20 protein-coding genes are annotated in these 26,389 nt (G+C 66.6%); 8 read left to right on the top strand and 12 right to left on the bottom strand.

Translation table 11 applies throughout. The features are described from left to right. A complete protein-coding gene (locus DFO58_RS11255; RefSeq protein ID WP_120990893.1) occupies nucleotides 1–1,365 on the top strand; it encodes a mycothione reductase in 1,365 nt (454 codons plus the stop codon). On the opposite strand, the gene DFO58_RS11250 is transcribed toward DFO58_RS11255, so the two are convergent. Beyond that, complete coding sequence (locus DFO58_RS11250; protein WP_342352849.1) at nucleotides 1,362–1,700, bottom strand: CHY zinc finger protein; 339 nt, start codon at nucleotides 1,698–1,700, stop codon at nucleotides 1,362–1,364. The two genes, DFO58_RS11255 and DFO58_RS11250, sit on opposite strands and share 4 nt — an antisense overlap. After that, the gene (locus tag DFO58_RS11245; protein ID WP_120990891.1) at nucleotides 1,693–2,724 is read right to left on the bottom strand and encodes an alcohol dehydrogenase catalytic domain-containing protein; all 1,032 of its coding nucleotides are present in this window, start codon (nucleotides 2,722–2,724) and stop codon (nucleotides 1,693–1,695) included. Before DFO58_RS11245 ends, DFO58_RS11250 begins: the two co-directional genes overlap by 8 nt. Nucleotides 2,725–2,774: 50 nt before the next feature. On the opposite strand from DFO58_RS11245, the gene DFO58_RS11240 reads away from it, so the two are divergent. The 4 genes from DFO58_RS11240 (at nucleotide 2,775) to DFO58_RS11225 (ending at nucleotide 6,245) form a co-directional block, all read left to right on the top strand. Beyond that, nucleotides 2,775–3,467, top strand: coding sequence for a tyrosine-protein phosphatase (locus DFO58_RS11240; RefSeq protein WP_120990889.1), 693 nt, complete (start codon nucleotides 2,775–2,777; stop codon nucleotides 3,465–3,467). Then, entirely contained in the window at nucleotides 3,464–4,534 is a 1,071-nt protein-coding gene (locus DFO58_RS11235; RefSeq protein WP_120990887.1) for an ROK family transcriptional regulator, read from the top strand. Before DFO58_RS11240 ends, DFO58_RS11235 begins: the two co-directional genes overlap by 4 nt. Before the next feature lie 78 nt (nucleotides 4,535–4,612). Further along, the gene (gene ppgK / locus DFO58_RS11230; RefSeq protein ID WP_120990885.1) at nucleotides 4,613–5,401 is read left to right on the top strand and encodes a polyphosphate--glucose phosphotransferase; all 789 of its coding nucleotides are present in this window, start codon (nucleotides 4,613–4,615) and stop codon (nucleotides 5,399–5,401) included. A gap of 28 nt (nucleotides 5,402–5,429) precedes the next feature. After that, entirely contained in the window at nucleotides 5,430–6,245 is an 816-nt protein-coding gene (locus DFO58_RS11225) for an HAD family hydrolase (RefSeq protein WP_120990883.1), read from the top strand. A 6-nt stretch (nucleotides 6,246–6,251) separates the two neighbouring features. Here DFO58_RS11225 and DFO58_RS11220 read toward each other — a convergent pair whose 3' ends face one another. The 3 genes from DFO58_RS11220 to DFO58_RS11210 are packed head-to-tail and all read right to left on the bottom strand — an operon-like array spanning nucleotide 6,252 to nucleotide 8,980. Next, nucleotides 6,252–7,460, bottom strand: a complete 1,209-nt coding sequence (locus DFO58_RS11220) for an amidohydrolase (RefSeq protein WP_047120019.1) — start codon at nucleotides 7,458–7,460, stop codon at nucleotides 6,252–6,254. 44 nt (nucleotides 7,461–7,504) lie between these two features. Next, nucleotides 7,505–8,224, bottom strand: a complete 720-nt coding sequence (locus DFO58_RS11215; protein ID WP_120990881.1) for a hypothetical protein — start codon at nucleotides 8,222–8,224, stop codon at nucleotides 7,505–7,507. Between the two features lie 9 nt (nucleotides 8,225–8,233). After that, a complete protein-coding gene (locus DFO58_RS11210) occupies nucleotides 8,234–8,980 on the bottom strand; it encodes a DUF5058 family protein (RefSeq protein ID WP_120990879.1) in 747 nt (248 codons plus the stop codon). A gap of 240 nt (nucleotides 8,981–9,220) precedes the next feature. Here DFO58_RS11210 and DFO58_RS11205 point away from each other — a divergent pair, with 240 nt between their 5' ends. Further along, the gene (locus DFO58_RS11205) at nucleotides 9,221–10,186 is read left to right on the top strand and encodes an AsnC family transcriptional regulator (protein ID WP_047120016.1); all 966 of its coding nucleotides are present in this window, start codon (nucleotides 9,221–9,223) and stop codon (nucleotides 10,184–10,186) included. A gap of 267 nt (nucleotides 10,187–10,453) precedes the next feature. Further along, nucleotides 10,454–13,189 (top strand): ornithine decarboxylase, encoded by a 2,736-nt coding sequence (locus tag DFO58_RS11200; RefSeq protein WP_120990877.1) that lies wholly within the window; start codon nucleotides 10,454–10,456, stop codon nucleotides 13,187–13,189. A gap of 70 nt (nucleotides 13,190–13,259) precedes the next feature. Here DFO58_RS11200 and DFO58_RS11195 read toward each other — a convergent pair whose 3' ends face one another. From DFO58_RS11195 to DFO58_RS11175, 5 genes are all read right to left on the bottom strand, one after another. Further along, nucleotides 13,260–14,498 carry a serine hydrolase gene (locus DFO58_RS11195; protein ID WP_286163569.1) on the bottom strand — a complete coding sequence of 413 codons (1,239 nt, stop codon included), beginning with the start codon at nucleotides 14,496–14,498 and terminating at the stop codon, nucleotides 13,260–13,262. After that, entirely contained in the window at nucleotides 14,482–16,104 is a 1,623-nt protein-coding gene (locus DFO58_RS11190; RefSeq protein WP_120990873.1) for a biotin carboxylase, read from the bottom strand. The genes DFO58_RS11195 and DFO58_RS11190 overlap by 17 nt, the downstream gene beginning before the upstream one ends. Before the next feature lie 262 nt (nucleotides 16,105–16,366). Next, the gene (locus DFO58_RS11185; protein ID WP_244910836.1) at nucleotides 16,367–17,767 is read right to left on the bottom strand and encodes an NAD-dependent epimerase/dehydratase family protein; all 1,401 of its coding nucleotides are present in this window, start codon (nucleotides 17,765–17,767) and stop codon (nucleotides 16,367–16,369) included. Between the two features lie 190 nt (nucleotides 17,768–17,957). Further along, the gene (gene putP, locus DFO58_RS11180; protein ID WP_047120013.1) at nucleotides 17,958–19,463 is read right to left on the bottom strand and encodes a sodium/proline symporter PutP; all 1,506 of its coding nucleotides are present in this window, start codon (nucleotides 19,461–19,463) and stop codon (nucleotides 17,958–17,960) included. Nucleotides 19,464–19,604: 141 nt separating this feature from the next. Then, nucleotides 19,605–20,561: a LysR substrate-binding domain-containing protein gene (locus tag DFO58_RS11175; RefSeq protein WP_047120012.1), complete on the bottom strand. Its 957-nt coding sequence runs from the start codon at nucleotides 20,559–20,561 to the stop codon at nucleotides 19,605–19,607. A gap of 298 nt (nucleotides 20,562–20,859) precedes the next feature. Between DFO58_RS11175 and DFO58_RS11170 the strand changes: the two genes are divergently transcribed. Then, complete coding sequence (locus DFO58_RS11170; protein WP_120991391.1) at nucleotides 20,860–24,318, top strand: proline dehydrogenase family protein; 3,459 nt, start codon at nucleotides 20,860–20,862, stop codon at nucleotides 24,316–24,318. Nucleotides 24,319–24,591: 273 nt separating this feature from the next. Here DFO58_RS11170 and DFO58_RS11165 read toward each other — a convergent pair whose 3' ends face one another. Next, complete coding sequence (locus DFO58_RS11165) at nucleotides 24,592–25,095, bottom strand: hypothetical protein (RefSeq protein WP_120990871.1); 504 nt, start codon at nucleotides 25,093–25,095, stop codon at nucleotides 24,592–24,594. A gap of 934 nt (nucleotides 25,096–26,029) precedes the next feature. Continuing rightward, the coding region (locus DFO58_RS11160; protein WP_147407271.1) for an Hsp20/alpha crystallin family protein at nucleotides 26,030–26,389 on the bottom strand (360 nt) is incomplete at its 5' end.

Below are 26,389 nucleotides of genomic sequence, written 5' to 3'. Positions count from 1 at the left end.
GTGGATTTGGCGATCGTGGGCTCCGGCTCGGGCAACTCGTTGCTCACCCCCTTCTGGGACGGCAAGCAGGTCGCGATCGCCGAATCCGGCGTCTTCGGCGGCACCTGCCTGAACGTGGGATGCATCCCCACCAAGATGTTCGTCAGGCCCGCCCAGCTGGCGCGCACCTGGCAGGAAGCCGAGAAGCTCGGGATCCAGCTGCCCCCGGGACGTGCCGACTTCGCCGCCATCCGCGACCGCATCTTCGCGCGCATCGACCCGATCTCCGCCGGCGGGCTGGACTACCGCCAGCAGGCGGACAACGTCCGGCTGCTGGGCCGCGTGCAGCTGCTCGACGAGCACACCCTGCTCACCGAGGAGGGCGAGAAAATCCACGCGGAGCAGATCGTGCTGGCTGCCGGATCCTCCCCGGTGCTGCCGGACATCGAGGGCATCGACCTTCCCGGGGTGCACACCTCGGACACCATCATGCGCATCGAGCAGCCCCGGCGGTTGCTGGTGATCGGCGCCGGATTCATCGCCTGCGAATTCGCGTCGATCTTCGCCGGGCTGGGCACCGAGGTGACCCAGCTGGTGCGCGGGGACAAGCTGCTCAAATACCTGGACGAGGAAATCTGCGAGGCTTTTAATACCCAGGTCGACTGGGACGTGAAGCTGCATGCGGAGCCGCAGTCAATTGCCGCCGGGCCGCAGGGGCTGAGCGTGCGCACCGAGGCCGGGACCTTCACCGCGGACGCCGTGCTGGTCGCCACCGGACGCCGCCCGAACACCGAGTTCACCGCGCCGGCGGGCCTTGACTTGCACCCGGACGGCCGGCTGCAGGTGGACCAGTTCCAGCGGGTGATGCGCAGTGGGGAACCGGTCCCCGGCCTCTACGCGCTGGGAGATATCAGCAGCGAGCAGCAGCTGAAGCACGCGGCCAACCACCAGGCGCGCGTGGTCGCCCACAACCTGGAGCACCCCGGGGACCTGCGCGAAGTCTCGGAAGCCGACATCCCCGCCGCGGTCTTCACCCACCCGGAAATCGCGCATATCGGGCTGACCGAGGCCCAGGCCCGCGCCGAAATCGGCGAGCATGCCACGGCCAAGACCCAGAAGTACGCGGACACCGCCTACGGCTGGGCCATGGAGGACGAGCAGGGCTTGTTCAAGGTCGTCGCGGACAAGCGCGACGGACGCATCCTGGGCGCCCACGTGCTCGGCTACGAGGCGGCGAACCTGATCCAACCGCTGGTCACCGCCATGAACCTGGGCATCGACGCGCACACCCTGGCACGCGGGCAGTACTGGATCCACCCGGCGCTCATGGAAGTCGCGGAGAACGCGTTGCTGGGGCTGGAGGTCCCGGAGTCAGGAAGGCTCTAGGGCCGCAGCGGCGGCTCGAAGTACAGCGGGGCGTGCGCCTTGCACCCGGGGTTGAACAACGCCTGGCAGGCCGGGCAGGACCCGGTGCCCAGGTATTCGGCCGCGGTCATCTCGTGCCCGCACACCCCGCAGAGCACCGCCGGTTCGGTCCCGCGCGCCGCCGGCCATGGCACCGCCGGGTGGTCGGCCAGCTCCCGGTGGCACAGGTGGCAGGGGTACCAGGCATCGCAGCAGGCATGGCGCAGCGCGATGACGTCGATGAGCTGGCGGTAGTGCGCGCAGCGGGTCTGCGAATCCATGTCCACCCCGCGCACCTGCCGGGATCCGCTAGCCACGCAGCATGACCTTCAGGCAGGTGCGCGCCTCCATGGCCGCATAGCCCTCGGCCACCCGGGCCAGCGGCAGCACGCTGTCGAAGACGCGGCCGGGGTTGGCCCGCCCTTCCAGCACCCCGGGCAGCAGGTCGCCGATGTAGCTGCGCACTGGGGCCACCCCGCCGGTCAGGGTCACGTTGGGGCCGAAGAACTCGCGGCCCACCGGCCCGGTGGCGTACTGCGGCACACCCACCCGGGAGATCGTCCCGCCCGGGCGCACGATGCCGATGGCCTGCTCGAAGGCCGGCAGCAGCCCCACGGCTTCCAGCACCTTGCCCGCGCCGTGGCCGGTCATCTCGCGCACCGTGGCGATGCCTTCCTCGCCGCGCTCGGAGACCACGTCGGTGGCCCCGAACTCGCGGCCCAGATCCGTGCGGTCCGCGTGCCGGCCCATGAGGATGATGCGCTCGGCGCCCAGCTGGCTGGCAGCGAGCACCGCCAGCAGCCCCACCGCGCCGTCGCCGATGACCGCCACGGTGTCGCCGGGGGACACCCCGGCGCTGCGCGCGGCGTGGTAGCCGGTGCCGTAGACATCGGACAACGCCAGCAGGCTGGGAAGCAGCGCGTCGTCGACGGCGGCGTCGACCTTGAACAGCGTGCCGTCGGCCAGCGGGACGCGGATGGCCTCGGCCTGGCAGGCGGAGTCCCGGGAGTTGGTGCGGCCCCAGGAGCCGGCGCGCAGGCAGGAAGTGGTCAGGCCCTGCAGGCAGAATTCGCAGTTGCCGCAGTTGATGGTGAAGGGGGCGATCACGAAGTCGCCGGGCTTGAGAGTGGACACTGCGGAGCCTACCTCGGCGACCCGGCCGACGAATTCGTGGCCGATCGGGCGGGCGGCGACCGCCGGGCCGTGGTAGTGGTGCAGGTCCGAGCCGCAGATGCAGCTTGCGGTGATGTCGACCAGGGCGTCGGTCGGTTCCAGCAGCACCGGATCCGGCACCTCGCGCAGTTCAACCGCGCAGTCTCCGAGCAGATAGGTGGCGCGCATGATGCTCCTTGCGTTGGCATGGGTTGCTGGTTCAAGCCTAGGATGTGAGCATGTTCCTTTCCAACCTCCGTGAAGCAGGGGGAATGCCCGCAGCGGGCGGGCGCATCGCCTCCGGGGTGCTCTTCCGCTCCGCCGCCCCGCACCTGGTCGACCAGCCGCTGGCCGACTGGGTGGCGCAGCAGCGCATCGAGCGCATCTACGACCTGCGCAGCACCCAGGAGACCGCGTACCTGCCCGGTTTCCCTGCCAGCTTCGCCGGCACCATCCGCACCCACCTGCCGCTGCTGGAAGGCGCGGTGGGCCACCTGTCCACGCTGGATGAGATCTACGAGCCGCTGGTCGAGCTGCACGGCCCCACCTGGGCCACGCTGGCCGCGGGCATCGCCGAATCCGGCGCCACCCTGGTGCACTGCACCGCCGGCAAGGACCGCACCGGCGTGGGCGTGGCCATGGTGCTGATGGCGGTGGGCGCGGACAAAGACGCGGTCATGGAAGACTACGCCGCCTCCACCGCGGCGCTGTCCGGGGACTGGCTGGCGGCCATGACCCGGCGCATGGGCGAGCACGGGGTGGCGATGACCGAGCAGATGCGCACGCTGCTGGTCGGCACCTCCGTGGCCGGACTGGACAAGGCGCTGGACGCGGCCCGCCGCACCGGGTCGATCGCCGACTACCTGCTCTTGCACGGGCTTGGCCGCGCGCAGCTCGAAACCCTGGGCGAGAAGCTGGTGGTGGCCAGTTGAGCGCTGAGAACGCGGGTCCACGGGCCTTGGCGGCGCTGACCGACGAACGGGTGTTCGGGCTGCTGGCCCAGGCCCCTGCCACGCGCACCGAGATCTCCGCGCGGCTTGGCATCTCCAAGCCCACCGCGTCGCAGTCGATCCTGCGCCTGCAGGAGTTCGGGCTGGTGTCCGAGGGGCGTTCCAGCGCCGAGGGCAAGCGCGGGCGCATTCCCGAACGCTACGCCCTGCGCACCGCCTACGGGCACGTGCTGGGGGTGGATCTGAGCGCCGAGCGGCTGGCGCTGCGTGCGAGCGACGTGACCGGCACCGTGCTGGCCGAGCGCATCAGCCCGGTGCAGACCTCCACCGGCGCCGAGCAGCTGCTGGACACCGCCCGGGCGCTGCGCGACGAGCTGCAGGCCGAGCTCGGCTCGCCGCGGCTGGCCGCGGGCATCAGCCAGGCCGCCCCGGTGCTGCACGGCGAGGACGGCACCACGCGGGTGGTGCCCACCCCGATCTTCGCGGCGTCCGGCGCCGATCTGGCCGGGCTGTTCGATTCGCCTGCCACGCTGCTGGACAACGACGTGAACTGGATGGCGGTGGCCGAATACTCCCGGCGCACCGGCTCCATGCTGCTGCTCTACCTGGGCGCGGGCCTCGGCTCCGCGCTGGTGATCGAGGGCCGGGTGTACCGCGGGCGCCATGGCCTGGTCGGCGAGCTGGAAACCCAGCGGCTGCAGGGACGCACCCTGCTGGAGCACCTGGACTCCGGGGGACTGGTGGGAACCAGGGTCCTGTTCGAGAAGCTGAGCGACCCGCAGATGTGGCCGGCGCTGCTTGAGCCGCTGGGGCAGGTGCTGGGCAACCTGCTCGGCTACCTGGATCCCGACGCGCTGGTGGTCACCGGCCCCGGGGCCAGCGCCGCGCTGACCGAGAAGCTGGCGGAGCGGCTGCGCGGCATCGTGCCGCTGGCAGGTCCCGACATCGAGTATTCGCCGCAGGGCGGGACCGGGGCGTTGGACGGGGCCCTGGCCGCCGCGCGCCGCCGCGCGCTGGCCGAGCTGTGGAGCGCCTACCGCCACGCGTGAGCCGCCACGTCGCACCATTGACCGCAGGCTGGGCGCTAGATATTGTAAAGAGTCCTAAATATTTTGAATGGAGTTCTCATGCCAGCTTCCGCCTCGCCCTATGCAGCCATCGGCCTGGATATGGGCGGCTCGTCCATCAAGTACGGCATGGTGGACTCCGAAGGAAAACTCGTCGAGAGCACCTTCAGCCACGCGCCCACCCCTGCCGGCGCGCATCCGGACGCCGTCGCCCAGGCGATGGCGGACATCGTGACCGGCCTGCAGGAGCAGGCAGGCAGCGACCTGGCCGGCGTGCCGGTGGGCGTCACGGTGCCGGGCATCGTGATCGGCGGGGTGGTGCACTCCGCAGCGAACATCGACAGCGCATGGATCGGGCTGGATGCGGTCGCCCTGATCGGCGGCGTGCTGGGCCGCGAGGTGAGCGTGCTGAACGACGCGGACGCCGCCGGCATGGCCGAGGTCTTCGCCGGCGCAGGCAGCCTCGACGGGAGGCCGCGCGCCGGCAGCACCCTGGTGCTGACCCTGGGCACCGGCATCGGCTCGGCGTTCTTCCGCGACGGGCTGCTGTTCCCCAACGTCGAATTCGGCCACCTGGAAATCGACGGGGCGGATGCCGAATCCCGCGCCGCGGCCCGGGTGATCCGCGACGAGAACCTGAGTTGGGAGCAGTACGTCCAACGCCTGCAGCGCTACCTGGCCCACGTGGAATTCCTGTGCAGCCCCGACCTGATCGTGATCGGCGGGGCGGTCTCGGCGGACCACGAGAAATTCATGCCGCAGCTGAAACTGCGCGCACGCATCGTGCCGGCGCAGTACAACAACGCCGCCGGAGTGCTTGGAGCCGCGCACCGGGCGATGAACCACTAGCGGCCACCCGCCACCGAAATAGGAACCGATGCATACCATTGACCCCGCCGCCCGCCTCAAGCTCGTCGCCGTCGACATGGACGGCACCTTCCTGGACGGGGCAGGGATGATCCCCGACGAGGCCTGGCAGGTCATTGCCGACCTGCAGGAGCGCGGAGTGCATTTCGTACCCGCCTCGGGCCGCCAGTACGCGACCCTCAGCGAGCAGTTCGCCCGGCTGGGCGCGATCCCGATCATCGCGGAGAACGGCACCGTGGTGATGCGCGGGCAGACCGAGGTGTATTCGAACATCATCGACCCGCAGCCGGTGGCGGCGGTCGTCGACGCGGTGCGCGGCCAGCGGGAGCTGGATGCGGGACTGGTGCTGTGCGGACGGCGCACCGCCTACGTGGAGCGCGGCGATGCGGCCTTCGCCCGGGCCATCGCCCCCTACTACCGCGCGGTGGAAGTGGTCCAGGACCTGCACCTGGTGCAGGATGACATCATCAAGATGGCGGTGAACGTGGGCACCGGCAAGGTCGCGCAGATGGCCGCGGCGCTGGATGTCCCGCTTCAGGTCGTGGTTTCCGGAAGCCATTGGGTGGATGCCATGAACCAGGGCGTGCACAAGGGCCTGGCCCTGGGCCGGCTGCAGGAGTCGCTGCAGATCAGCGCCGAGCAGACCGCGGTGTTCGGGGACTACCCGAACGACCTGGAGATGATGGGCCGGGCGCGCTATTCCTTCGCCATGGCCAATGCGCACCCGCAGGTGGCGCAGGCGGCGAACTTCACCGCCCCGGCCAACACCGAACACGGGGTGCTGCAGGTGCTGCGCGCCTACCTGGAGGGGCGCAGCAGCCTGTAGCCGCCCTTAGCAGCCCACGTAGTGCCCGATGCCCGCCAGCGCCGCGCGTACGCCGGTGTCCAAGGCGCCGCGGTACTCGGGCAGGAAGAATGGCGAATGGTTGCCAGCCGGCGCCGGGTCCGACGGATCCGCGCCGCCGAACATCCAGAACACGTTCGGCACCCCGATGGCGTCTCCCAGCGCGCCGAAGTCCTCGGAGCCCATCAGCGGGGCCACCAGCTTGACCCGGTCCTCGCCGAACTCGCTGGCCAGCGCGGTGGCGACATTGCCGGTCTGCTCCGGGTCGTTGAACAGGCGCGGGAAGCGGTACAGCGTGGTGATCTCGGGCTGTGGCGCGGCGGAGGCGGCCGCCTCCGCGGTGACGATGCGGGTCACCGCCGCCAGCACCTTCTCGCGCACCGCCTCGGTGAGCGTGCGGATGTTCAGCGTGAACACCGCCCGGTCAGGAATGATGTTCTCCTTCAGGCCCGCGTGGAAGGAGCCGCAGGTGACCACCGCGGCGTCCCGCGGATCCAGCTCGCGCGAGGTAATGGTCTGCAGCCGGGTGATGATGTGCGCACCGAGCACGATCGGGTCGATCGAGTCCTGCGGTTGGGAGCCGTGGGCCTGGGTGCCGTGCAGCGTGATCTCCAGCGAATCGGCCAGCGCCATGGCGGATTCAGGGGTTAAGTGGATGGTGCCTGCGGCGAAGGGGAAAACGTGCTGTCCCAGCACCACCTCGGGCACCGGGGCCTTGTCCCACAGCCCGTCGGCCAGCATGGCCGCCGCCCCGGCGCCGGTCTCCTCGCCGGGCTGGAACACCAAGACCACGGTGCCCGACCAGCCTTCGGTGCCCTGCGCCAGCACCGCCGCGGCGCCCAGCGCGCTGGCCACGTGGGTGTCGTGCCCGCAGCCGTGCATCAGCGGCACCTCGGTGCCATCAGCCAGCTGGCCTACCGCGGTGGAGGCATACTCCGCGCCGGTGGCTTCCTTGATCGGCAGCCCGTCGGAGTCGGCGCGGAAGGCGATGACCGGGCCTGGCCCGTTGCGCAGCACGCCGACCACCCCGGTGCCGCCGCAGCGGAAGTGCTCGATGCCCAGCGCGGCCAGCCTCGATTCGATGTAGGCGGCGGTCTGGTGCTCCTGCATGGACAACTCGGGGTTTGCGTGCAGGTGAAGGTAGTCAGCGTGGACGGCGGCCTGGATGTCGGCGGTCGGTTTGAGGGAGTGGCTCATGGCGGGGTCCTGGTTCCTTGTAGTGGCTGGTTCGCGGAAGGCAGCTAGTGCTCGGAGGAAGCCTGGGTGGTGCGCTTGCGCAGCACCCAGGAGAAGACAATGGAGGCGATGACGACCAAAGCGGTGGCGAAGGCGCCGGTGGCCGGGGCCAGCGGGACCACCACGAAGTTCACCAGCAGGGCTGCGACGACCGCGACGATGGTCGGGCGCAGCGCCTTCATGGAGACGATGCACTGCACCAGCACCGCGCCCATCAGCGAAGGCAGGATGTACAGGCGGGCGACCTCGATGACCTCGGCGGGGATGTTGTGCACCAGCCAGGTGCCCAGCACGCCCACGAACAGCAGCAGGCTGGTCAGGTGCACGGTGGCGGCGCCGCAGATGGCCATCACCGCGGCAAGGTCGCCGCGCTTGGTGCCCGGCTTCGCGTCAATGGCAGACTGGGCCACGATGGCCGCCGGCAGCAGCTTGTTGGAAATGTTGCCGATCATGAACGCCTGGTACATGGCGGCGGAACCGAGGATCGGGAAGTAGGTCAGCGGCTCGACCACCCACAGCACCCCGAAGGTGGCGGCCACTGCCAGCAGCGCCACCCAGACCATGCTGGCGGTCACTTCCATGCCGCTGAAGAACGCGATGTAGATCGGGCCGGCCAGCGAGAGGATCAACCCCAGAGCCATGGTGATGGAGCCGTAGCGGCTGGTCTGCCGGTCGAAGCGCTCCATGGAGGCTGCGGCATTGGCGGAAAGCGAGGTTGCGCTCATGGTCAATCCTTAGGCGGTGTGCAGGAAGTAGGCGGATACGAGGGCGATGACGATAGAGATTCCCAGCGCCCATTCCTTGAGCCATTTCTGGTGCAGGGCCTTGGCCAGGTACAGGCACAGGCCCATAGCGGCGGCTGAAATCCCGACCAGGAACAGGTGCACGTTGGATTTCGGCAGTTCGGCGATGGTCAGCGCGGAGAACGCGCCGAGCAGCGCGGCGGTGGGAATCAGGGCCATGACCGCCGGGTTGCGCTTGGCCAGCGACTTGCCGCCCTTCTTCAGCAGCGGGGTCATGATCAGCGTGCAAAGCATCCACATCGCGCCGGATAGGCTCATGGTCATGAACGCGACGGCGAAGACCTGCTGGGTGTAGCTGTCCCCGCCCAGCGAGGCGCCCATGGTTCCGGCGGCGATGCTGGCCGAGGCGGTTTCGGCGGCGGCCGAGCCGATCAGGCCGATGCGCACCAGCACCGCCGGGGTGCCGAACAGCGCCAGCAGCGCGATGGCGACCAGCACCACTGCCAGCGACGGGCCGATGGAGGCCACCGCGCCAGCGCGGAACGCCTCCTTCAACTCGCGGACCGGCATCTCGATGTGCGGTGCGGCGGCCGTGGCGGCCTTGGCGTAGAGCACTGTCTGGACGAAGATGACGGCGAAGACGCCCAGGATACAGATCCAGAGGAACGGCGTGTTGGCGATGGCCCAGATGTTCGTCGAGCTCGGGTCGGCGGCTGCCACTGCTAAAGGCGTTTGCATGGTGGTTCCTTGCGGGGGAGGTCGAGGTGCGGTGTGAGGTGGATCTCGTAGCTTTAACGGTGACCGAGCATGCCCATCGATGGCAAGAAATGGGGATTCTTGCCAAGTTTCTGACGATTTCCCGCATTTCGAGGGTCCAGATGGCGTTCAATAGGGCAATTGGCAACTGAATTCGTCATCTGCCGGTCAGCCGACGGACGAATGTTGCGCCCCGGTCGCATTAGCCCGAAAGTTGAAGTCATGGTTGATTTTCAGGAGTTGGGCGAACTCGAGCAACGCATAGTCATGGCCCTCCAGGTCGACGGCCGGGCCACCTGGCGCAAGATCGCCAAGGTCCTGGACGAGCCAGAACGCACGGTGGCGCGGCACGGGGCCGCGTTGCTGGAGGACGGCAAGGTGAACATCGCCGCCATCCGCCATCGTGCCGGAGCGGTGATCGCGGCCTTGAACTGCGTTCCGGGCACGGTTCCGGTGGCCAGCGAGGCACTGTCGGCCCGAGCTGACACGAGCTTCACCTATATGGTGACGGGGCAGAGCGACGTGGTCAGCGAACTGCACTACGACGGGGGACTGGAAGACATCCTGACCCTCCAGCTGCCGGCGACCCCGGGGCTGAGCCAGATCCAGGTGTATCCGATCCTGAAATTCTTCAAGACCATCAGGGGCTGGAGGGCCGGGAACCTGAGCACCGCGCAGTTGCGGATGCTGGAGCCGGAGGTCGGGGGCGAACGCACCGAATGGCATCCGACCGAGGCGCTGGACGCAACGGACCTGACGATCATCGATGCGCTGCGCCGCGACGGCAGGGCGAGCATCGAGGCGATCTCCCGCCAGGTGAAACTCGGGGAATCGTCGGTATCGCGCCGGGTGGAGGCGCTGCTGCGCGGGGAGCACATCAGCATCCGCACGCTGGTGGAGCCTGCCTTGCTGGGACTTCCGGTCGAAGCGCTGCTGTGGGTGCAGGTCTCCCCGGAGCGCATCGACGAGTTGGGCCAGCGCCTGAGCCAGCTGCCGCAGGTGCGCTATCTGGCGGCCATCGCCGGGGACGCGCAATTGCTGGTCGACGTGACGGTGCCTTCCCAGCAGGACTTGTACCGCTTCATCGCGCAGACCGACTGGGGGCAGATGGTACAGCTGCGCACCTCGGTGGTGCTCGGTGCCCGCAAGCGCGGAGGACGGCTCGTCTCCACGGCCAGCGGACGGTAGCCGGACGCACCCGGCAGCCGACAGGACCCGATAGGTCCCGTTGGCGAGGCCAGCGCAGTAGCCCGGCTGCGGCGAACGCGAAGCCGGTTAACGGCAGGAGAATTCTTGGCTGATAGCCGATCATAATCCGTCATATGCGCTTCTGCGCCTCAAAAGGGCGCAAGATTTCGCCTATTGTCTCGATTAGAAGGCAGCGCAGGACGCTTCCGTCACCGATCGAGCATCGGTTCGTGCTGCAGAGCTGAGAGGACAACGGCAACCGTGACGATGAGGTTAGCCAAGAGCAACAAGCAGGCAATCGCGACGCCGGAGAGCGCGTGGAGAAAACGCAAAGACGCGTGGGAACACCTGGGCTACGTACTCAGCGAGATCGCCTCCATCCCGGTCGACGAAGCCGGACGACGGGAGAACGAGCAGGAAGCCGGGCGGCTGCTCGGGCTGCTGTCCGCGATCGAACCCTATTGGGCCAATCCGGGGCTTGAATACTTCAACCGCGTGGCCGCCCTGATGTCCGACGGGCACTACGAGGACGCCATGCATCTGGTCTACCAGGCCAACCAGACTTTCCGGACCCAGACCCAGTACTTCGATGCCGATGGCCATGACAGCGCCGCGCCCGAGCCTGCTGAACGAGGCGCCTCCCATGGCAGCCCCCAGCAGCACGGCGCGCGCACGGTTCCGCAGGTCGAGATCCTGCTGGTGGACAATGGCCCGGCGGAGGAAATCGAACGCTTCAAGGAGGAAATCCTCGAGCAGCGCCAGCGCACCGATCCGTTCCACTACAACTTCGTGGTGGTTCCCAGCGTCGAGGACGCGCTGGCGGCGATCGTCATCAACCCCTCGATCCAGTCGGTGGTGCTTTCGGCCAGGTATTCGCTGGAATCCAGCCGCCGGCTCAGTTCCACGCTGCAGAACTTCATCGCCGGGCGGATGGCGGGATACTTCACCTCCCGGCGCCAGATCCAGGGGCTGCTGGACCTGGAACAGATCCTGGAGAAGCTGCGCCCTGAGCTGCCGGTGTACCTGATCGCCGGGGTTGCGCTTGAATCCATCGCCCATGAGATCACCGGGCGCTTCCGCCGCATTTTCTCGCGCAATGACCGCATGGATTTGCATCTGTCGATCCTCGCCGAGATCACCGACCGCTACGACACCCCGTTCTTCGCCGCGCTGCAGAAGTACGCCAAGCGCCCGGGCGGGGTCTTCCACGCGCTGCCGATCTCCCGGGCCGCCTCGGTGAAGAATTCGCCGTGGGCGCGCGACCTGGTGGACTTCTACGGCAAGAACCTGCTGCTGGCCGAGACCTCGGCGACTTCCGGCGGGCTGGACTCGCTGCTGGACCCGCAGAGCTCCATCAAGAAGGCCCACGAACTGGCGGCCCGGGCCTTCCTGAGCCACCGAACCTACTTCGTCACCAACGGGACCTCGACCGCGAACAAGATCGTGCACCAGTCGGTCCTCGCCCCGGGGGACATCGTGCTGGTGGACCGCAACTGCCACAAGTCGCACCACTATTCGCTGGTGCTGGCCGGGGCGAACGTGAGCTATCTGGAGGCCTACCCGCTCAACGAGCACTCCATGTACGGCGCGGTGCCGCTTCAGGAAATCAAGGGCCGGCTGCTGCAGCTGCGCCGCGAGGGGCTGCTGCACAAGGTCAAGATGCTGACGCTGACCAACTGCACCTTCGACGGCATCATCTACGATCCGCGCCGGGTCATGGAGGAATGCCTCGCCATCAAGCCCGACCTCGTGTTCCTCTGGGACGAGGCCTGGTTCGCCTTCGCCGGCTTCCATCCGGTCTACCGCCGGCGCACCGGCATGACCGCCGCGGCCCGTATGGAAGCGCAAATGGAGACCGTAGAGTACCAGGAGCGCTACGCGGCCCAGGCCGCCGCGCTGCCCGAGCCCGGTACCGCGCAGGATCCAGCCAACGACGAAGCCTGGTTGCGCACCCGGCTGATTCCGGATCCCGAGGCCGTCCGCCTGCGGGTGTATTCAACCCAATCGACGCACAAGACCCTGACCTCCCTGCGCCAGGGATCCATGATCCACATCTACGACCAGGATTTCGCGGCCAGGAACCTGAATACGTTCCGCGAAGCCTACATGACCCACACCTCGACCTCGCCGAACTACCAGATCCTCGCTTCGCTGGATATTGGACGCCGGCAGGCGGAACTTGAAGGCTACGCGCTGGTCCAGCGGCAGGTGGACCTCGCCCAGTCGATCGCCAGGGCAGTCAGCCGGAACAAGCTGCTGAGCAAGTACTTCCGCATCCTGAACACCGCGGACCTGATCCCGGAGGAATACCGCTGCACGCGGACGGCGAATCCGGTGCGGGACGGGCTGGCGGTCTGGGACGAATCCTGGCAGCAGGACGAGCTGGTGGTCGACCCGTCGCGGTTGACCTTGGACATCAGCCGGACCGGAGTGGACGGGGACACGTTCAAGCACACCTACCTGATGGACGGGCATTCGATCCAGGTCAACAAGACCAGCCGCAGCTCGGTGCTGCTGATGACCAATATCGGCACGACCCGTTCGGCCGCGGCGCACCTGATCGAGGTGCTGGTGAAGATCGCCGAGGGCCTGGAACGCCAGAGCCGGATCGACGGCCGCGTGCTGGCCATGGGCACCGTGGAGGGGCCGGGACAGATCCCGCTTCCCGATTTCAGTTCGTTTGCCCCGCAGTTCGCCGGTGGTGGCGGCAGCGGCAACATGCGCGCCGCCTACTACCTGACGTATCAGGACCCGGCCACCCAGTTCCTCTCCTCGGCCCAGATCAAGGAGCGCATCGGCGCCGGGCAACGGGTGGTTTCCGCGGTGTTCGTCACGCCGTACCCGCCGGGCTTCCCGGTGCTGGTGCCGGGGCAGGTCGTCACCATGGAGATCATGCGCTACATGGACGTGCTCGATACCCGGGAGATCCACGGATACCATCCGGACCTGGGCTACCAGGTCTTTACGAACCGCGCGCTGCGCGAATTCGCCGCCGACAGCTAGCGGCGCAGCCCGCCGCACGCCCCGGACGCTGCCAGAGAGCGGCCGGGGCGTTGCTTTGCGGCCTACGGGTTCAGGCCGGGCATCCCAAGTGCCGTGCCACGGCCTCGAACGCCCGCAGGGTGGGGAAGAGCTTGGAAGCATCCTGCGGCAAGGGCCAGCTGGAGAGCTTGACCGCCACCAGCTTCACCGCGGGATCCATGTAGATCATCTGCCCGTGGATGCCCAGCGCCACCGCCGCATTCGTGGCGGGATTGGGGAACCAGATCTGGTTGCGGTACCGGCCACCGGGCATCAGGTTCTCTCCCGGCGACTGGGCGAACGCCTGGAACAGCTCATCGCTTTGCCGGAAGGTATCCTCAATCCACGCCGGAGAAAGCACCGCTTTCCCGGTCAGTGCGCGGCCGCCGTTGACGTAGAGGTGCCCGAAGCGGGCCAGATCCCGCAGCGTGGTGTTGAAGCCGCCGTCGAACATTCCGGTCCCGAATTGGTCCACACCCATCAGCAGATCTTGCTGGGCGCCGAGCTTCGACCACACGTATTCGGAGAGCAGCTGCTGCATCGGAGCTCCGCCAGCAGCCTCGCAGACCCAGCCCAGCACGTCGGTTTCACAGGACCGGTACTCGAACGGTCCGCCATGGGGTTTCTTGGCCTTGAGCGTCAGCAGGAAGTCGTACATCCCGACCGGGCCGATTGATCCGCGCTCCGGCGCCCAGCCGATGGCCTCTTCCAGCAGACGCACCTCGGCGTTGGGATCCAGATACTCCTCCGAAAACTGGATGCCCGAGCGCATATCGAGGATGTCGCGCACGCTGGCCCCGGCATAACCGGTGCGCGCCAGCGACGGAACGTAGCTGCACACCTGCCGGGACACATCCAGCAGCCCGGCATCGGCGAGTGCGCCGGCCAAGGTGCCCACCAGCGTCTTGCTCACCGACATCAGCAGATGGTCGCTCTGCGCGGTCATCGTGTTGTAGTACTTCTCCCATAGGATCCGTCCGTTGTGGATGACGAGCACCGCGTCGGTATTCGTCGCGTGGATGACTCCTCGCACCGTCAGGGCTGGATCGGTGAAGCTGGATTTGGCGACCTCGAGCTTGCCGAGCTTCTCCTCGGCCAGCGGCAGCTTGACGATCGGCCCATCGCCGCGGGAGACCCGTACGGTCGGGTGGATGCGTGCGATGTTCTGGAACGAGCGCTTGACGTTCTGCGGGGCCTGCCAGTTGGCGATGGACAGGGCGCCTGCGGGTTCAGGCCGGGCGGGAAGGACGCCATCGCCGGGAGGGCCCGCCGAATCAATGTCCATTGTCATTGGGAGGAACGTCGATGCCCTTGTACTGGGAGCGGATGGAGGAAATGAAATGCTTGGCATCGATGGTGAGTTTGGTTTTCTTTTTGCCTTCGTACTGAAGCTTGGCCTTGGTGACCAGGACCCCAAGATCGGCTCCCTTCCAACGGTAGTCGTGCTCGCCGTAGATGCGCAGGAAAAACGCTTCCTTGTGGTTCTGAAGCTGGTGCCAGTCCAGGGCCGAGCGGGAGAATTGCAGTTTGCCGCGGGAATCGAGGTGGTAGTTGCCCGTGCGCGGCGCGTGGGTCAGGTACTGGAGGATGTCGTCGGTTTCCTTGATGATCATGTGGCTCCATACGTCAGCCCCGGACATCTCCTGCCAGCGTTCGTTGATCTCGTCCACGTCCAGCTTGAAGTCCACGTCGAGGTACTCCAGCAGGTGGAAGAGGAACAGCGGAACGTCCGCGTAGGCGCCGGCGGTGACATTGGTGATTGCGCTGGCCCCTGAGATGCGCGGATTCAATTCGCCCAGGTACACCTCATCGGTGTCGGTGTCCACCAGCACGTCGACTTCGAAGAAGCCGCGGTACCCGGTATTCTGCAGGCCGCTGCCGACGTTTCGCACCAGCTCAATGGCCCGCGCTCGCTGCGAGTCCGTGAGGATATCTGGGTGCATTTCATTGCCGCACCACCCTCCCTTGTAGGGAGTGAGCTCCTTGTAACCGGCCAGTTCGGTGAGGATCGGTCCCACCACGGTGCCGCAGCGGGTCAGGACCGCCTCGACGGCCACCGGCTGGTTGTTGATGCGCTTCATGACCTTGAGGTCTTCGCCGAGAATGTACTTCGAATACTGGTTCCAGTTCTCTTCGTGGGCGATGAAGAATGTTGTCTTGCCCGAATCGCCGTAGGGGGTTTGCACCACCAGGTCGTTTCCGAGCTTGCCCTTGCGCGCCAAGGCCATCAGCTCGTGGTAGCTGGAAGCGGTGCCCAGCACATTGGGCACCGAGGGAGCTCCGGCGGCGTTGCCCAGCTTGGTAGTGACGATTTTTGAATCAAGTTCGGTGCGCAGCGCAGCCGGGGGAAGGATCAGGTCGTAGCCTAGCTCTTCGCAGATGGATTCGGTCTCTTCGTTGAAAAACACCATGGCGACCTTGGGCTTCGGCCCGCCGACGGTGCGCTGGGAGTCGATGAATTCGCGGACCTCCGAGTTCTCCAGCAGCCAGTTGTTGATCTCCTCGGCGCTGTCGAATTCGACATAGGGTTTCTCACTGGGGGTGAAGACGCGCGGATGTTGTCCGTCCCACCCGTCGTAATAGGTGATGTAGCTGAACTTTCGAACCCAGCGGTCCAGCCCCAGCAGGTTCACCGGGGTCGCGCCAATGAAATAGATCGGCGTCTGATTGGTCCGGAAGAAATGGCGCACCTCGCTCATGTTCTTCAGCTGCCGTCCGAAAGGCAGCACCTGCGGGGCCGCTTCGGGATGGGGCTCGTCGTTGTAGGCGGCGTCGGTAGCGACATTCGCGTTCAAGCCTTCGGTGGCCTGGACCTGATGGCGCAGCTTGGACAGCTCGCTGGGCTTCGGGATTCGTGGACGTGTGATGTGGGATGAAGCTTCGAGAACATTGGCCATGTCGGAGTCGGTCCTTCTCAAACGGTCAAGAGGCAGGTCACTGCGCGCACGGGGTGTGACAGTTTCATGCTCAGCGCTTGCGGTGAGCGCCGGAACACCGGACGGTGAACGGCCGATGAACATTGGCCGGTGTCGCCCGCTGCCGCCCGGTGACATGGCGCGAAGCTGCGGGCAGCGCCTCGGCCTGAGCTTTTGTGACCCGAAATGACATGGCGAAGGCCGGAGGATCTACGAAAGATCCACCGACCTATCCCGGATCCGGCTAGCGACCAACGGTCGCCGCGAAATCCAGCTCCTTGAATTCGAAACCTGCGTCGCGAAGGACAGTGCTGGTCGCCTTGCGTCCTGTCAGGATGACCCGGGCATTGGTGCCCATGACCGCCGCGCCCACCGTGGGAATCAGGCTCCCGGTCGGCACACCGGGCATCCCGGCCAGCGAGCGCAGGGCTGTCATCACTTCCTCGTTGCGCAGCGGATTCGGGGCCGTGGCGTGCACGATTCCGTCGGGGATTTCAGGTGCTTCAAGGCGCAGCAGGCAACGGATGACGTGCAGCCAATCATCCATGCCGATCCAGCTGAACCACTGCTTGCCGTGGCCCAGCTTTCCGCCCAGCCCGGTGTTCGCCAGCAGATTCAGCGGGCCGAGCAACGGGGCGTCCGGATGCATGACCAGGGAGGTGCGCAGGATGTAGCGGTGCTCGGCATTGACCTGAGCCTGGGTGAACGCCTTCTCCCACGCGGCGGCAACACCGGTCATCTCGGGCAGCGCCTGCTCGCCGGTGGGGATGGGGCTGGACTCGGTGAGTTCCGTTTCGCCGGCATCGGAGAAGATCGCGGTGGTGCTGGACTGGATCCAGGTGGCCAGCTTCGAGCCCTTGGCGGTGGCCTCGGCCAGCGTACGGGTGGTGCGCACCCTCGAATCTGTCAGTTCGGCGATATTCTGGGCGGTGTTGCGCTTGTCCACGCGCTCGCCGGCCAGGTTGACCAGGTGCACCGGTCGGTCGCTGGCGAAGGCACCGGTCCACGGGCCCTGGTGCTGCCCATCCCAGATGTACTGTTCGGTGGGGAAATCAGCCTCGCGGGTGCGCGAAAGCACCGCCACCGAGGCACCTCGGCAGACCAGGTCCGCGGCGAGGTTGCGGCCCAGGAACCCGCGCCCGCCGGCAATGACCACATGGGCGTTGAGCTTGATGTGCGCGGTGTGGGCGATCAGCCGGTAGAGCCGGGCTGCGGACACGGCGAAGTCCTCGCACAGGTCCTTGCCCACGGTGAACTTGAAGGCGGTGGTGCCCGGTCCGTGCAGCTCGACGGTGAAGTGCAGCATGCAGCCGCCTTCGTGCTCGTCGACGCGCCAGCGCAGCACCATGGAACCGCCGGGCTGAGGCTGGGTGAACTCGACCATGCGTGCGGCCTGGTTGCGGCGGGTGATGGAGCCGGACGGCGCGGTGGCCCGGTGCAACGGGCCGAAGACCTTGCCCGGAGGCAGCAGGTCCACCTTGGTGCCGACTCCGCGCTGGTCGTCATGCACCGTGAAGCCCAGCTGCTTCATCCAGTGCCCGGTCTGCGAGAGGTTTCCGACGATCGAATACACGGCGTCGGCGCCCGCCGCCAGGAACTGCGACTCAGTGCGCTGCCAGTGCGTGAACTTCTTGGTGCTACTCATCGAGATTCCCCCTGCGTCGTGGAGCTTGCGGCTTATCCCAAGGCTACTTGGTGGAAGGCTGTTCGGTGGGCAGGAACCGGACGTGTGCTCGGACTGTTACGCGATCTGCTGTTCGGGGAAAACAACGGCTCCCGCCGTCCCCTGGGTCCGGGGATGGCGGGAGCCATATGCAGGTTGGCGCGGGCGGCGCTTAGGCGGTGACCTTGACGCCGAGCTCGTTCTCCATTTCGGTGAATTCTTCCTGCACCTGCTCGTTGTGGCGGTAGGTGCCCAGGGACACCAGCCAGGCAACCAGCAGGTTGATGGCGAAGCCAGGAACGATTTCATACATTGCATTCGAAAGATCTGGGATGTTGCCCCAGACGAAGACGACCACGGCGCCGGAGACCATGCCGGCGAAGGCGCCTATGGCGGTCAGCTTGCGCCAGTACAGGCTCAGCAGCACAATCGGGCCGAAGGCGCCGCCGAAGCCAGCCCAGGCAAACGATACGAGCTTGAGGATCGATGAATTCGGGTCCAGCGCCAGCAGCACGGCGATGACCGCGATAACCAGCACGCCGGCGCGGCCCAGATTCACCAGGGCCTTCGGGGAGGCCTTGCGGCCGGCGATGTTGTACAGGTCCTCCACCAGCGCGGAGGAGCAGACGATCAGCTGCGAGGACATGGTGGACATGATCGCCGCCAGCACCGCCGCCAGCACCAGGCCGGCGATCAGCGGGTGGAAGAAGACCTGGCTGAGCAGCAGGAAGACGGTCTCGCTGCTGGACTTGTCCAGCGGGGCGTCGGCGAAGTAGGCGATGCCGATCAGTGCGGTGCACACCGCGCCCAGGGTGGTCAGGAACATCCAGCCGATGCCGATGCGGCGTGCGCTCTTGGCCTCGGCCGGGGTGCGCAGCGCCATGAAGCGCACCAGGATGTGCGGCTGGCCGAAGTAGCCGAAGCCCCAGGCTGCGGTGGAGAAGATCGCGACGATGGCCAGGAAGGTGCCGTTGCCGTCGAAGGAGGAGAACAGGTTGAAGGCCACCGGGTTGGCGTCGGTGATGCGCTGGCCCAGGGTATTGATGTCTCCGACCTGCAGGACTGCCACGATCGGCACCGCGACCAGGGCCGCGAACATCAGCAGGCCCTGGACCATGTCGGTCAGCGAGGCGCCCAGGAAGCCGCCGAACAGCGTGTACAGCAGGGTGATGCCGGCGACGAACAGCAGGCCGGTCATGTACGGCCAGTTGAAGGTGGAGTCGAAGAACTTGCCGGCGGCCACCATGCCCGAGGAGACATAGAAGGTGAAGAAGCCCAGGATGATGATCGAGGAGGCAATGCGCAGCATGTGCGTGCCGTCCTTCAGGCGCTTCTCGAAGTAGCTCGGGATGGTGATCGCGTTCTGCGCGATGGCGGTGTAGGAGCGCAGGCGCGGGGCCACGAACTTCCAGTTCAGCCAGGCGCCGATGAGCAGGCCGATGGCGATCCAGGCTTCGTGCATGCCGCCCAGGTAGATGGCACCGGGCAGGCCCATGAGCAGCCAGCCGGACATGTCCGAGGCGCCAGCCGACAGCGCAGCCACCCAGGGCTTCAGGCCGCGGTCGGCCAGCATGTAGTCATCGATGTTGTTGGTGCGGCGATACGCGATATAGCCGATGCCAAGCATGGCGGCCATGTAGATCGCGATCGCGATCATCTGAAAAGTCTGGTCGGACATGTTTCCTCATAACCTGTTCTGCCCGCCGCGATGATGTACCGGGGCGGGACGCGGGTCTTGTGGTGCGAGTCACCACTATGGCACCAATTGGAGGGTTTGTCGCGTTCCGCCCGGAGCGTTGTTACCGAAATGTGACCCAACTCATCGAAGGAGCCGTTTGGTCGGCGGCGGGTCGGCCGAACCCTGCTCGTCGATCATTCCGGGCTGCCGGTGCAGCAGCGAGCGCACCGCCTGCATGGCCGGGGACTGGGTCGAGGAATGCCGCATGGCGGTGAAGATGGTGCGCATCGGCGCGCCCGGCAGCTCGACCGCGCGCAGCGTCCCGGAATCGGTGCGCAGCACCAGTGCGGGCAGCAGCGCCACCGCGTTGCCGGACGCCACCAGCTGCAGATGGGCCTGCAGGTCCGCGGTTTCGTAGCGCACGTCCGGCTCGAAGCCGGCCAGCCGGCAGGACTGCTCGGCCCAGTGGCGGCTGGCCGCACCCTCCGGCTCCATCACCCAGGGCAGGTGCGCGGCGTGCTCCAAGGTGGCGACCCGGTCGAATTCGGCATTGCCCGCCGCACCCCGGGCCGGCAGCGCCAACCGGATGGCGTCGTGCGTCAGCACTCGTCGGTCGAGGTTTTCATAGTGCGGGGCGGCGTGCCCGGGGTACTGCTCGGCGACCACCAGGTCGAAGTTGCGGCTGCTGGTTTCGTGCAGTGCCTCGGCCGGCTCCTGCTGGCTCATCTCCACCCGCAGGCGCGGGTAGGTGGTGCGCAGCTCGCGCAGTACCGGCGGCATCAGGGCCAGCATGGCGGTTTGGAACACGGCCAGGCGCACGGTACCGGTGACCGTGGACAAGGTGGCGGCCAGCGCCGCTTCGGCCCGCTCCATGGAGCCAAGCAGTTCCTCGGTGTGGGCCACCAGGACCTGGGCCTGCGGGGTCAGCTGCAGCGTGCGTCCGGTGCGGCGCAGCAGCTCCACGCCCGCTTCCGCCTCCAGCTGGGTGAGCTGCTGCGAAACCGAGGAAGGGGAGTAGCTGAGCACGTCGGCGACCTCCGCGATGGTGCCGCGGATGCTCAATTCCCGAAGCAGCCGCAATCGGCGCAGTTCAAGCATGGTTTACCCCCGCGTTTTCCGGTGAATTTCAGACCCTGTGGAAACATTAGCAAACCCGAATGAAATCCTTCGGTTTTGTTCACTTTTGCTTAACCCGCAAAAGGGTCATACTCAATCTTGCACACAGCTTCGCGTGGCGCGTGGTTCCTGACCGGAGCAGGCGGCCAGCACAGCCCAAAAACGACCTGAGCGTTCGGTGCCGAACCCCCATGTACGAACCGCATCGAAGGGACCACAAGTGTCTTCCACCAACACCCAGCACCTCGTGCCGCCGGCCGTCGACGCCGCCGGCAACACCATGACCACCCCGGCCGAACTGGCCGACGACGCCATCAAGCTGGTCCGCCGCTGGCTCACCGAAGCCGCGCAGTTCCCGACCGACGCCTCCGCCGCCCGCCTGGCCGGAGTGCTCAAGGACCCCAACGGCCTGGACTTCACCGTCGGCTTCGTCGACGGCGTGATCCGTCCCGAGGACCTGAACGTCGCCGCCGCCAACCTCAAGGCCCTGGCCCCGAAGGTGCCGGCCTTCCTGCCGTGGTACATGCGCAAGGCAGTTGGCCTGGGCGGCGTCATGGCGCCGATCGTGCCGCAGATCGTGGTTCCGGCGGCCCGCAAGGTGCTGCGCGAGATGGTCGGCCACCTGATCATCGACGCCTCCGACGCCAAGCTGGGCGGCGCGATCTCCAAGATCAAGCGCGAAGGCGTCAACCTGAACGTCAACCTGCTGGGCGAGGCCATCCTGGGCGAGGGCGAAGCAGCCCGCCGCCTGGAGGGCACCACCAAGCTGCTGGCCCGCGACGACGTGGACTACGTGTCCATCAAGGTCTCCGCCACCGTGGCCCCGCACAACCACTGGGCCTTCGACGAGGCGGTGGAGCACATCATCGAGAAGCTCAAGCCGCTCTACGAGCTGGCCAACCGCGGCTCCAAGAAGAAATTCATCAACCTGGACATGGAAGAGTACAAGGACCTGGAGCTGACCATCGCGGTCTTCACCAGGATCCTGTCCATGGACGAGTTCAAGAACCTGGAAGCCGGCATCGTGCTGCAGGCCTACCTGCCGGATGCCCTGGGCGCCATGATCCAGCTGCAGGACTTCGCCTCGGCCCGCGTGGCCGATGGCGGCGCACCGATCAAGGTGCGTGTGGTCAAGGGCGCGAACCTGCCGATGGAAACCATGGAAGCCGACATCCACGGCTGGCCGCTGGCCACCTGGCACACCAAACAGGACTCCGACACCAGCTACAAGATGGTCATCGACTACGCGCTGCGCCCGGAGCACGTGAAGAACGTGCGCATCGGCGTGGCCGGCCACAACCTGTTCGACGTGGCCCTGGCCTGGCTGCTGGCCAAGTCCCGCGGCGTCACCAAGGGCATCGAGTTCGAGATGCTGCTGGGCATGGCCACCGGCCAGGCCGAGGCGGTGCGCCGCGAGGTCGGCGAGTTGCTGCTCTACACCCCGGTGGTGCACCCGGAAGAATTCGACGTGGCGATCGCCTACCTGATCCGCCGCCTCGAAGAGGGCGCCAGCCAGGAGAACTTCATGTCCGCGGTCTTCGAGCTGGAGAAGAACGAGGCGCTGTTCCAGCGCGAGAAGGACCGCTTCCTGGCTTCCCTGGAGGCCATGAGCGAGCAGGTCCCGGCTCCGCACCGCGTGCAGAACCGCCAGATCCAGGACGAGGCGCTGGCCGGGAAGGTCCAGGGCCTGATCGAGGGCACCACCGGGTTCTTCAACACCCCGGACACCGATCCGGACCTGGCCCAGAACCGCGCCTGGGGCCGCGAGATCCTGGCCAAGATGCAGGACTCGTCGCTGGGCAAGGACCTGGTCTCCTCGCACACCATCCACTCCTCCTCGGAACTGGATGAGGCCATCGCCATGGGCGTGGACGCCGCCGCCGGCTGGCAGGCACTGGGCTCGGCCAAGCGCGCCGAGATCCTGCACCGCGCCGGCCAGCTCTTCGAAGAGCGCCGCGCCACCATGCTCGAGGTGCTCGGCTCCGAGTGCGGGAAGACCATCGACCAGGGCGACGTGGAAGTCTCCGAGGCGATCGACTTCGCCCACTACTACGCCCAGCGCGGCCGCGACCTGGACTCCGTCGACGGTGCGACCTTTGTGCCGTCCAAGCTGACCGTGGTCACCCCGCCGTGGAACTTCCCGATGGCGATCCCTGCCGGCTCCACCCTGTCGGCCCTGGCCGCGGGTTCCGCCGTCATCATCAAGCCTGCCAGCCAGGCCGCGCGCATCGGCGCCGTCATGGTCAAGGCCCTGTGGGACGCCGGCGTGCCGAAGGACGTGCTGCAGCTGGTCTTCGTCGGTGAGCGCGAGCTGGGCACCCAGCTGGTCTCCGACGCCCGCGTCGACCGCCTGATCCTGACCGGCGGCTACGAGACCGCCGAGCTGTTCCGCTCCTTCCGCAAGGACCTGCCGCTGCTTGCGGAGACCTCGGGCAAGAACGCCATCATCGTCACCCCGCATGCGGACCTCGACCTGGCGGCCAAGGATGTGGTGCAGTCGGCCTTCGGCCACGCAGGCCAGAAGTGCTCGGCCTCCTCGCTGGTCGTGCTGGTCGGCTCGGTGGCCACCTCGCGCCGCTTCAACAGCCAGCTGATCGACGCGGTCAAGTCGCTGAAGGTCGGCTACCCGTGGAACCCCGAGTCGCAGATGGGCCCGCTGATCGGCGAGCCGGGCGAGAAGCTCAAGCGCGGCCTGACCACCCTGGGCGCCGGAGAGCGCTGGGAACTGAAGCCCGAGCAGCTCGACGACTCGGGCAAGCTGTACTCCCCGGGCGTGCGCTACGGCGTGAAGCGCGGCAGCGAGTACCACCTGACCGAGTACTTCGGCCCGATCCTCGGCGTGATGACTGCCGAGACCCTGGAAGAAGCAGTGGCCATGGTCAATGAGATCGACTACGGCCTGACCTCGGGCCTGCACTCGCTGGACCAGGACGAACTGGCCTACTGGCTGGAGAACATCCAGGCCGGCAACATCTACGTGAACCGCGGCATCACTGGCGCCATCGTGCAGCGCCAGCCGTTCGGCGGATGGAAGAAGTCGGCCATCGGCGCCGGCACTAAGGCTGGCGGCCCGAACTACCTGGTCGGCATGGGTTCGTGGACCGATGCGCCGGTCACCGAGACCGCCGCGCTGTCCACCTTCGATGAGCGCCTGCTGATCACCGCGGGTCTGGGCGAGGCCGACACCCAGTGGCTGTCCGCAGCCCTGGGCAGCGACAAGCTGTGGTGGAACACCGAGTTCAACCAGGCCAAGGACCGTTCAGGTCTGCAGGCCGAGCGCAACGTGTTCCGCTACCGCCCGGTGGACGTGACCGTGCGCTACGAGAACGAGACCAGCGGCCACGGCATTGCCGAGGCGCTGCGCGTGCTGGCCGCCGGCGTGACCGCGGGATCGCGCGTGGTGTTCTCCGCTGACGTCGAGCTGCCGCGCGGCGTGCGCAACCTGCTGGCCGAGCACTCGGTCACCGTGGTGCGCGAAGACGCAGCGGGCTTCGCGGCCCGCGCCGCCAAGCTGGCAGCCAAGACCGGTCCGCAGTCCTCGGCCCGCATCCGCCTGATCGGCGGGTCGCTCTCCGAAGTTGCAGAGGCCACCAACGGCAAGCCTGACGTGGCGATCTACGCCTCGAACGTCACCGGCGCCGGTCGTGTGGAGCTGCTCCCGTTCCTGCACGAGCAGGCAGTGTCCATCACCGCCCACCGCTTCGGCACTCCGAACCACCTGAGCGACTCGTTGATCTAGGCGCCGTCAGCACCAGGTCGAAGACAGGCCGCGGTGAGTTCCCCGACAAGGGGAGCTCGCCGCGGCCTGCGGGTTTAATCGAGGTCCACTGACCAGTGGGCATGAACGCGCGATGCGCTGCCAAGGCCACGGCGATGCCTGGCCGAGCATTGCTGGTTTGGCCGGCAAGCATGGGGCCTCGGAGCAGGGCACGTCGTGTTGTCCCATATCCTCGATGCCGATCTTCCCGTGCCGCCTCTGGGAGGCCACGCGGAAGGAGCGGAACGCTCGAAGCTAGGTACCAGAAGTGCCCAAGGGGATATGTTCGAGTGGGCGCGTGTGCTTCCGGGAGGAATGGATCATCTGTTCGCGGCTGCACGTTAGGCGGTCACTGCGGGCAAACAGCGGAATTTCTCGAACGCGGACATCATGGTTCCATCCCTTGGGCCGGAAGCGCACTGCGGGGCTCTGCATCGCTTTCTGACACATTTCCCGGAAGGTGTACGCTTCATTGCGCTTGAGTTCAACGCCGTCTTCGGGATGCTCGGTGGATTCCGGCCCGGAAACTTGCCACAGGGTGAGCTCGTCCGAATACGGGTCATAACATCCGATAAGGACCGCCGAGTTGTAGGTGGATACCAGCCCCATCGCGGTGTCCAGCGTTTCGTAGGGTGCAGTGATGACTATGGGCATCGCAGGCTGCCAACCATAGCGGCGAAGGTGCTCCTGCGCATGGGGTGACGTCAACAGATTCCTAAGTTCTTCGGCCGTGTGGGTCCGCAATTCTTGGTGAAACATCGCATGTGCTCCTGTCGTTCATGTCCGCAGCAAGTCCTTGCAATCTCAGGTATTCGCCAAGTGCGAGAGCTAATCTGTGTTCTATGTCGGTAGCTGAGTCACCACGAATCATAGGCCCTGCGTATTCTTGTCGCGGCGATTCCGCCTGATTCACAGCTTCCAACCATTTAGCGGGCGGCGGGCGGGGTCGGGACATCCGCTCGCCGGCAGCAAATCGATTGCTTCTCCGGTACCGCTCAAGGTGGGCTGGAGCCGCCAGCGGGGCACTGTGCCGGCCTAGGACGATGACTGCATGCCGCTGGGGATCGGCACTGCAATGCGCCCTGGTCGCGGTCGGCACCCGGAGCCGTCCTCCCGTACGATCAGTTCGTTCAACTCGGATCGGTCTTTGGGGTTGATCCAGTGTCCCCGGTGTGGATGCGTCCTTCTTGGCCATAGGCCAAGGAAGCCGGACGAGGCCGCTTCGCTTCTCGCGGTCCTGGGTCGGTTCAGGCATCCGCGCGCCGCTGAACGAATTCTGGCCAACGGGTCGTTCTTGGTGCGAACCGTTGCTGCTCGTTCCGAAGGGGTGCGCCCGGTCTTCGGTTCGGACGCACCCCTGTCGACCACTCTGTTCAGGTTCTTCGGCCAGGCTCACCGGCTACCGGTGGTGAACGCGAATAAACCCTTGCAGGTCCGATGGCGCGTACTGACCCTTCACTCACTCGGGTATCGTTCTCTGCTTCCGGACACCGCTGACTGGGCCGCGGAACACCGTCGAGCGCGGTTCGTGGGCGCGCTCGCGGCGGCGGGTCCTGACGCGGTGCCGTGGATAGCTCGAGCTCGTATATGGCCAGAAGCAACTCGTCATCAATGACCAACGGGTGGAACACCGGATCAATGAAGGCAGACATGACACATCATCTCCGCGCATGCCCCTCAAGGGCATCCTTGACTAGCTGGTTAATTCCTTGGGGTCTTTCCCGCCGCGGTTGACCGCAACCTGGATACGGCGGGGCTTGGCACTTTCGGCCACAGCAATATCCAGCCTCAGCACGCCATCGACATAGGAGGCTTGGATGCTCTCGGTATCCAAATGATCCCCCAGCACCAGTTCGCGGGTGAAGTGGCCCCACAGTCTTTCCGAACCGGTCACGTACTGACGGCCTTCCGGCTTGGTGCGTTCGGCGCGGATGGTCAAGATGTTCTTTTCCACGGCCATGTCGATCTGCTCGGCATCGATGCCTGGCAGATCGAATTCAGCATGGAATCCGTCTTCGTCCCGCCATGCCTCCATTGGCATCGGGTGGACGGG

It is taken from the genome of Arthrobacter sp. AG1021 (genome assembly GCF_003633665.1).
Lineage (GTDB): Bacteria > Actinomycetota > Actinomycetes > Actinomycetales > Micrococcaceae > Glutamicibacter > Glutamicibacter soli.
This window is presented reverse-complemented; position numbering and strand designations above follow the sequence as displayed.

What these genes read in the sequence shown, in the direction of transcription:
- DFO58_RS11245 (WP_120990891.1), bottom strand. Translation starts at nt 2,724, where the DNA reads ATGCGCGCCACCTATCTGCTCGGAGACTGCGCGGTTGAACTGCGCGAG.
- DFO58_RS11240 (WP_120990889.1), top strand. Translation starts at nt 2,775, where the DNA reads ATGTTCCTTTCCAACCTCCGTGAAGCAGGGGGAATGCCCGCAGCGGGC.
- ppgK (WP_120990885.1), top strand. Translation starts at nt 4,613, where the DNA reads ATGCCAGCTTCCGCCTCGCCCTATGCAGCCATCGGCCTGGATATGGGC.
- DFO58_RS11225 (WP_120990883.1), top strand. Translation starts at nt 5,430, where the DNA reads ATGCATACCATTGACCCCGCCGCCCGCCTCAAGCTCGTCGCCGTCGAC.
- DFO58_RS11220 (WP_047120019.1), bottom strand. Translation starts at nt 7,460, where the DNA reads ATGAGCCACTCCCTCAAACCGACCGCCGACATCCAGGCCGCCGTCCAC.
- DFO58_RS11215 (WP_120990881.1), bottom strand. Translation starts at nt 8,224, where the DNA reads ATGAGCGCAACCTCGCTTTCCGCCAATGCCGCAGCCTCCATGGAGCGC.
- DFO58_RS11210 (WP_120990879.1), bottom strand. Translation starts at nt 8,980, where the DNA reads ATGCAAACGCCTTTAGCAGTGGCAGCCGCCGACCCGAGCTCGACGAAC.
- DFO58_RS11205 (WP_047120016.1), top strand. Translation starts at nt 9,221, where the DNA reads ATGGTTGATTTTCAGGAGTTGGGCGAACTCGAGCAACGCATAGTCATG.
- DFO58_RS11200 (WP_120990877.1), top strand. Translation starts at nt 10,454, where the DNA reads ATGAGGTTAGCCAAGAGCAACAAGCAGGCAATCGCGACGCCGGAGAGC.
- DFO58_RS11195 (WP_286163569.1), bottom strand. Translation starts at nt 14,498, where the DNA reads ATGACAATGGACATTGATTCGGCGGGCCCTCCCGGCGATGGCGTCCTT.
- DFO58_RS11190 (WP_120990873.1), bottom strand. Translation starts at nt 16,104, where the DNA reads ATGGCCAATGTTCTCGAAGCTTCATCCCACATCACACGTCCACGAATC.
- DFO58_RS11185 (WP_244910836.1), bottom strand. Translation starts at nt 17,767, where the DNA reads ATGAGTAGCACCAAGAAGTTCACGCACTGGCAGCGCACTGAGTCGCAG.
- putP (WP_047120013.1), bottom strand. Translation starts at nt 19,463, where the DNA reads ATGTCCGACCAGACTTTTCAGATGATCGCGATCGCGATCTACATGGCC.
- DFO58_RS11175 (WP_047120012.1), bottom strand. Translation starts at nt 20,561, where the DNA reads ATGCTTGAACTGCGCCGATTGCGGCTGCTTCGGGAATTGAGCATCCGC.
- DFO58_RS11170 (WP_120991391.1), top strand. Translation starts at nt 20,860, where the DNA reads ATGACCACCCCGGCCGAACTGGCCGACGACGCCATCAAGCTGGTCCGC.
- DFO58_RS11165 (WP_120990871.1), bottom strand. Translation starts at nt 25,095, where the DNA reads ATGTTTCACCAAGAATTGCGGACCCACACGGCCGAAGAACTTAGGAAT.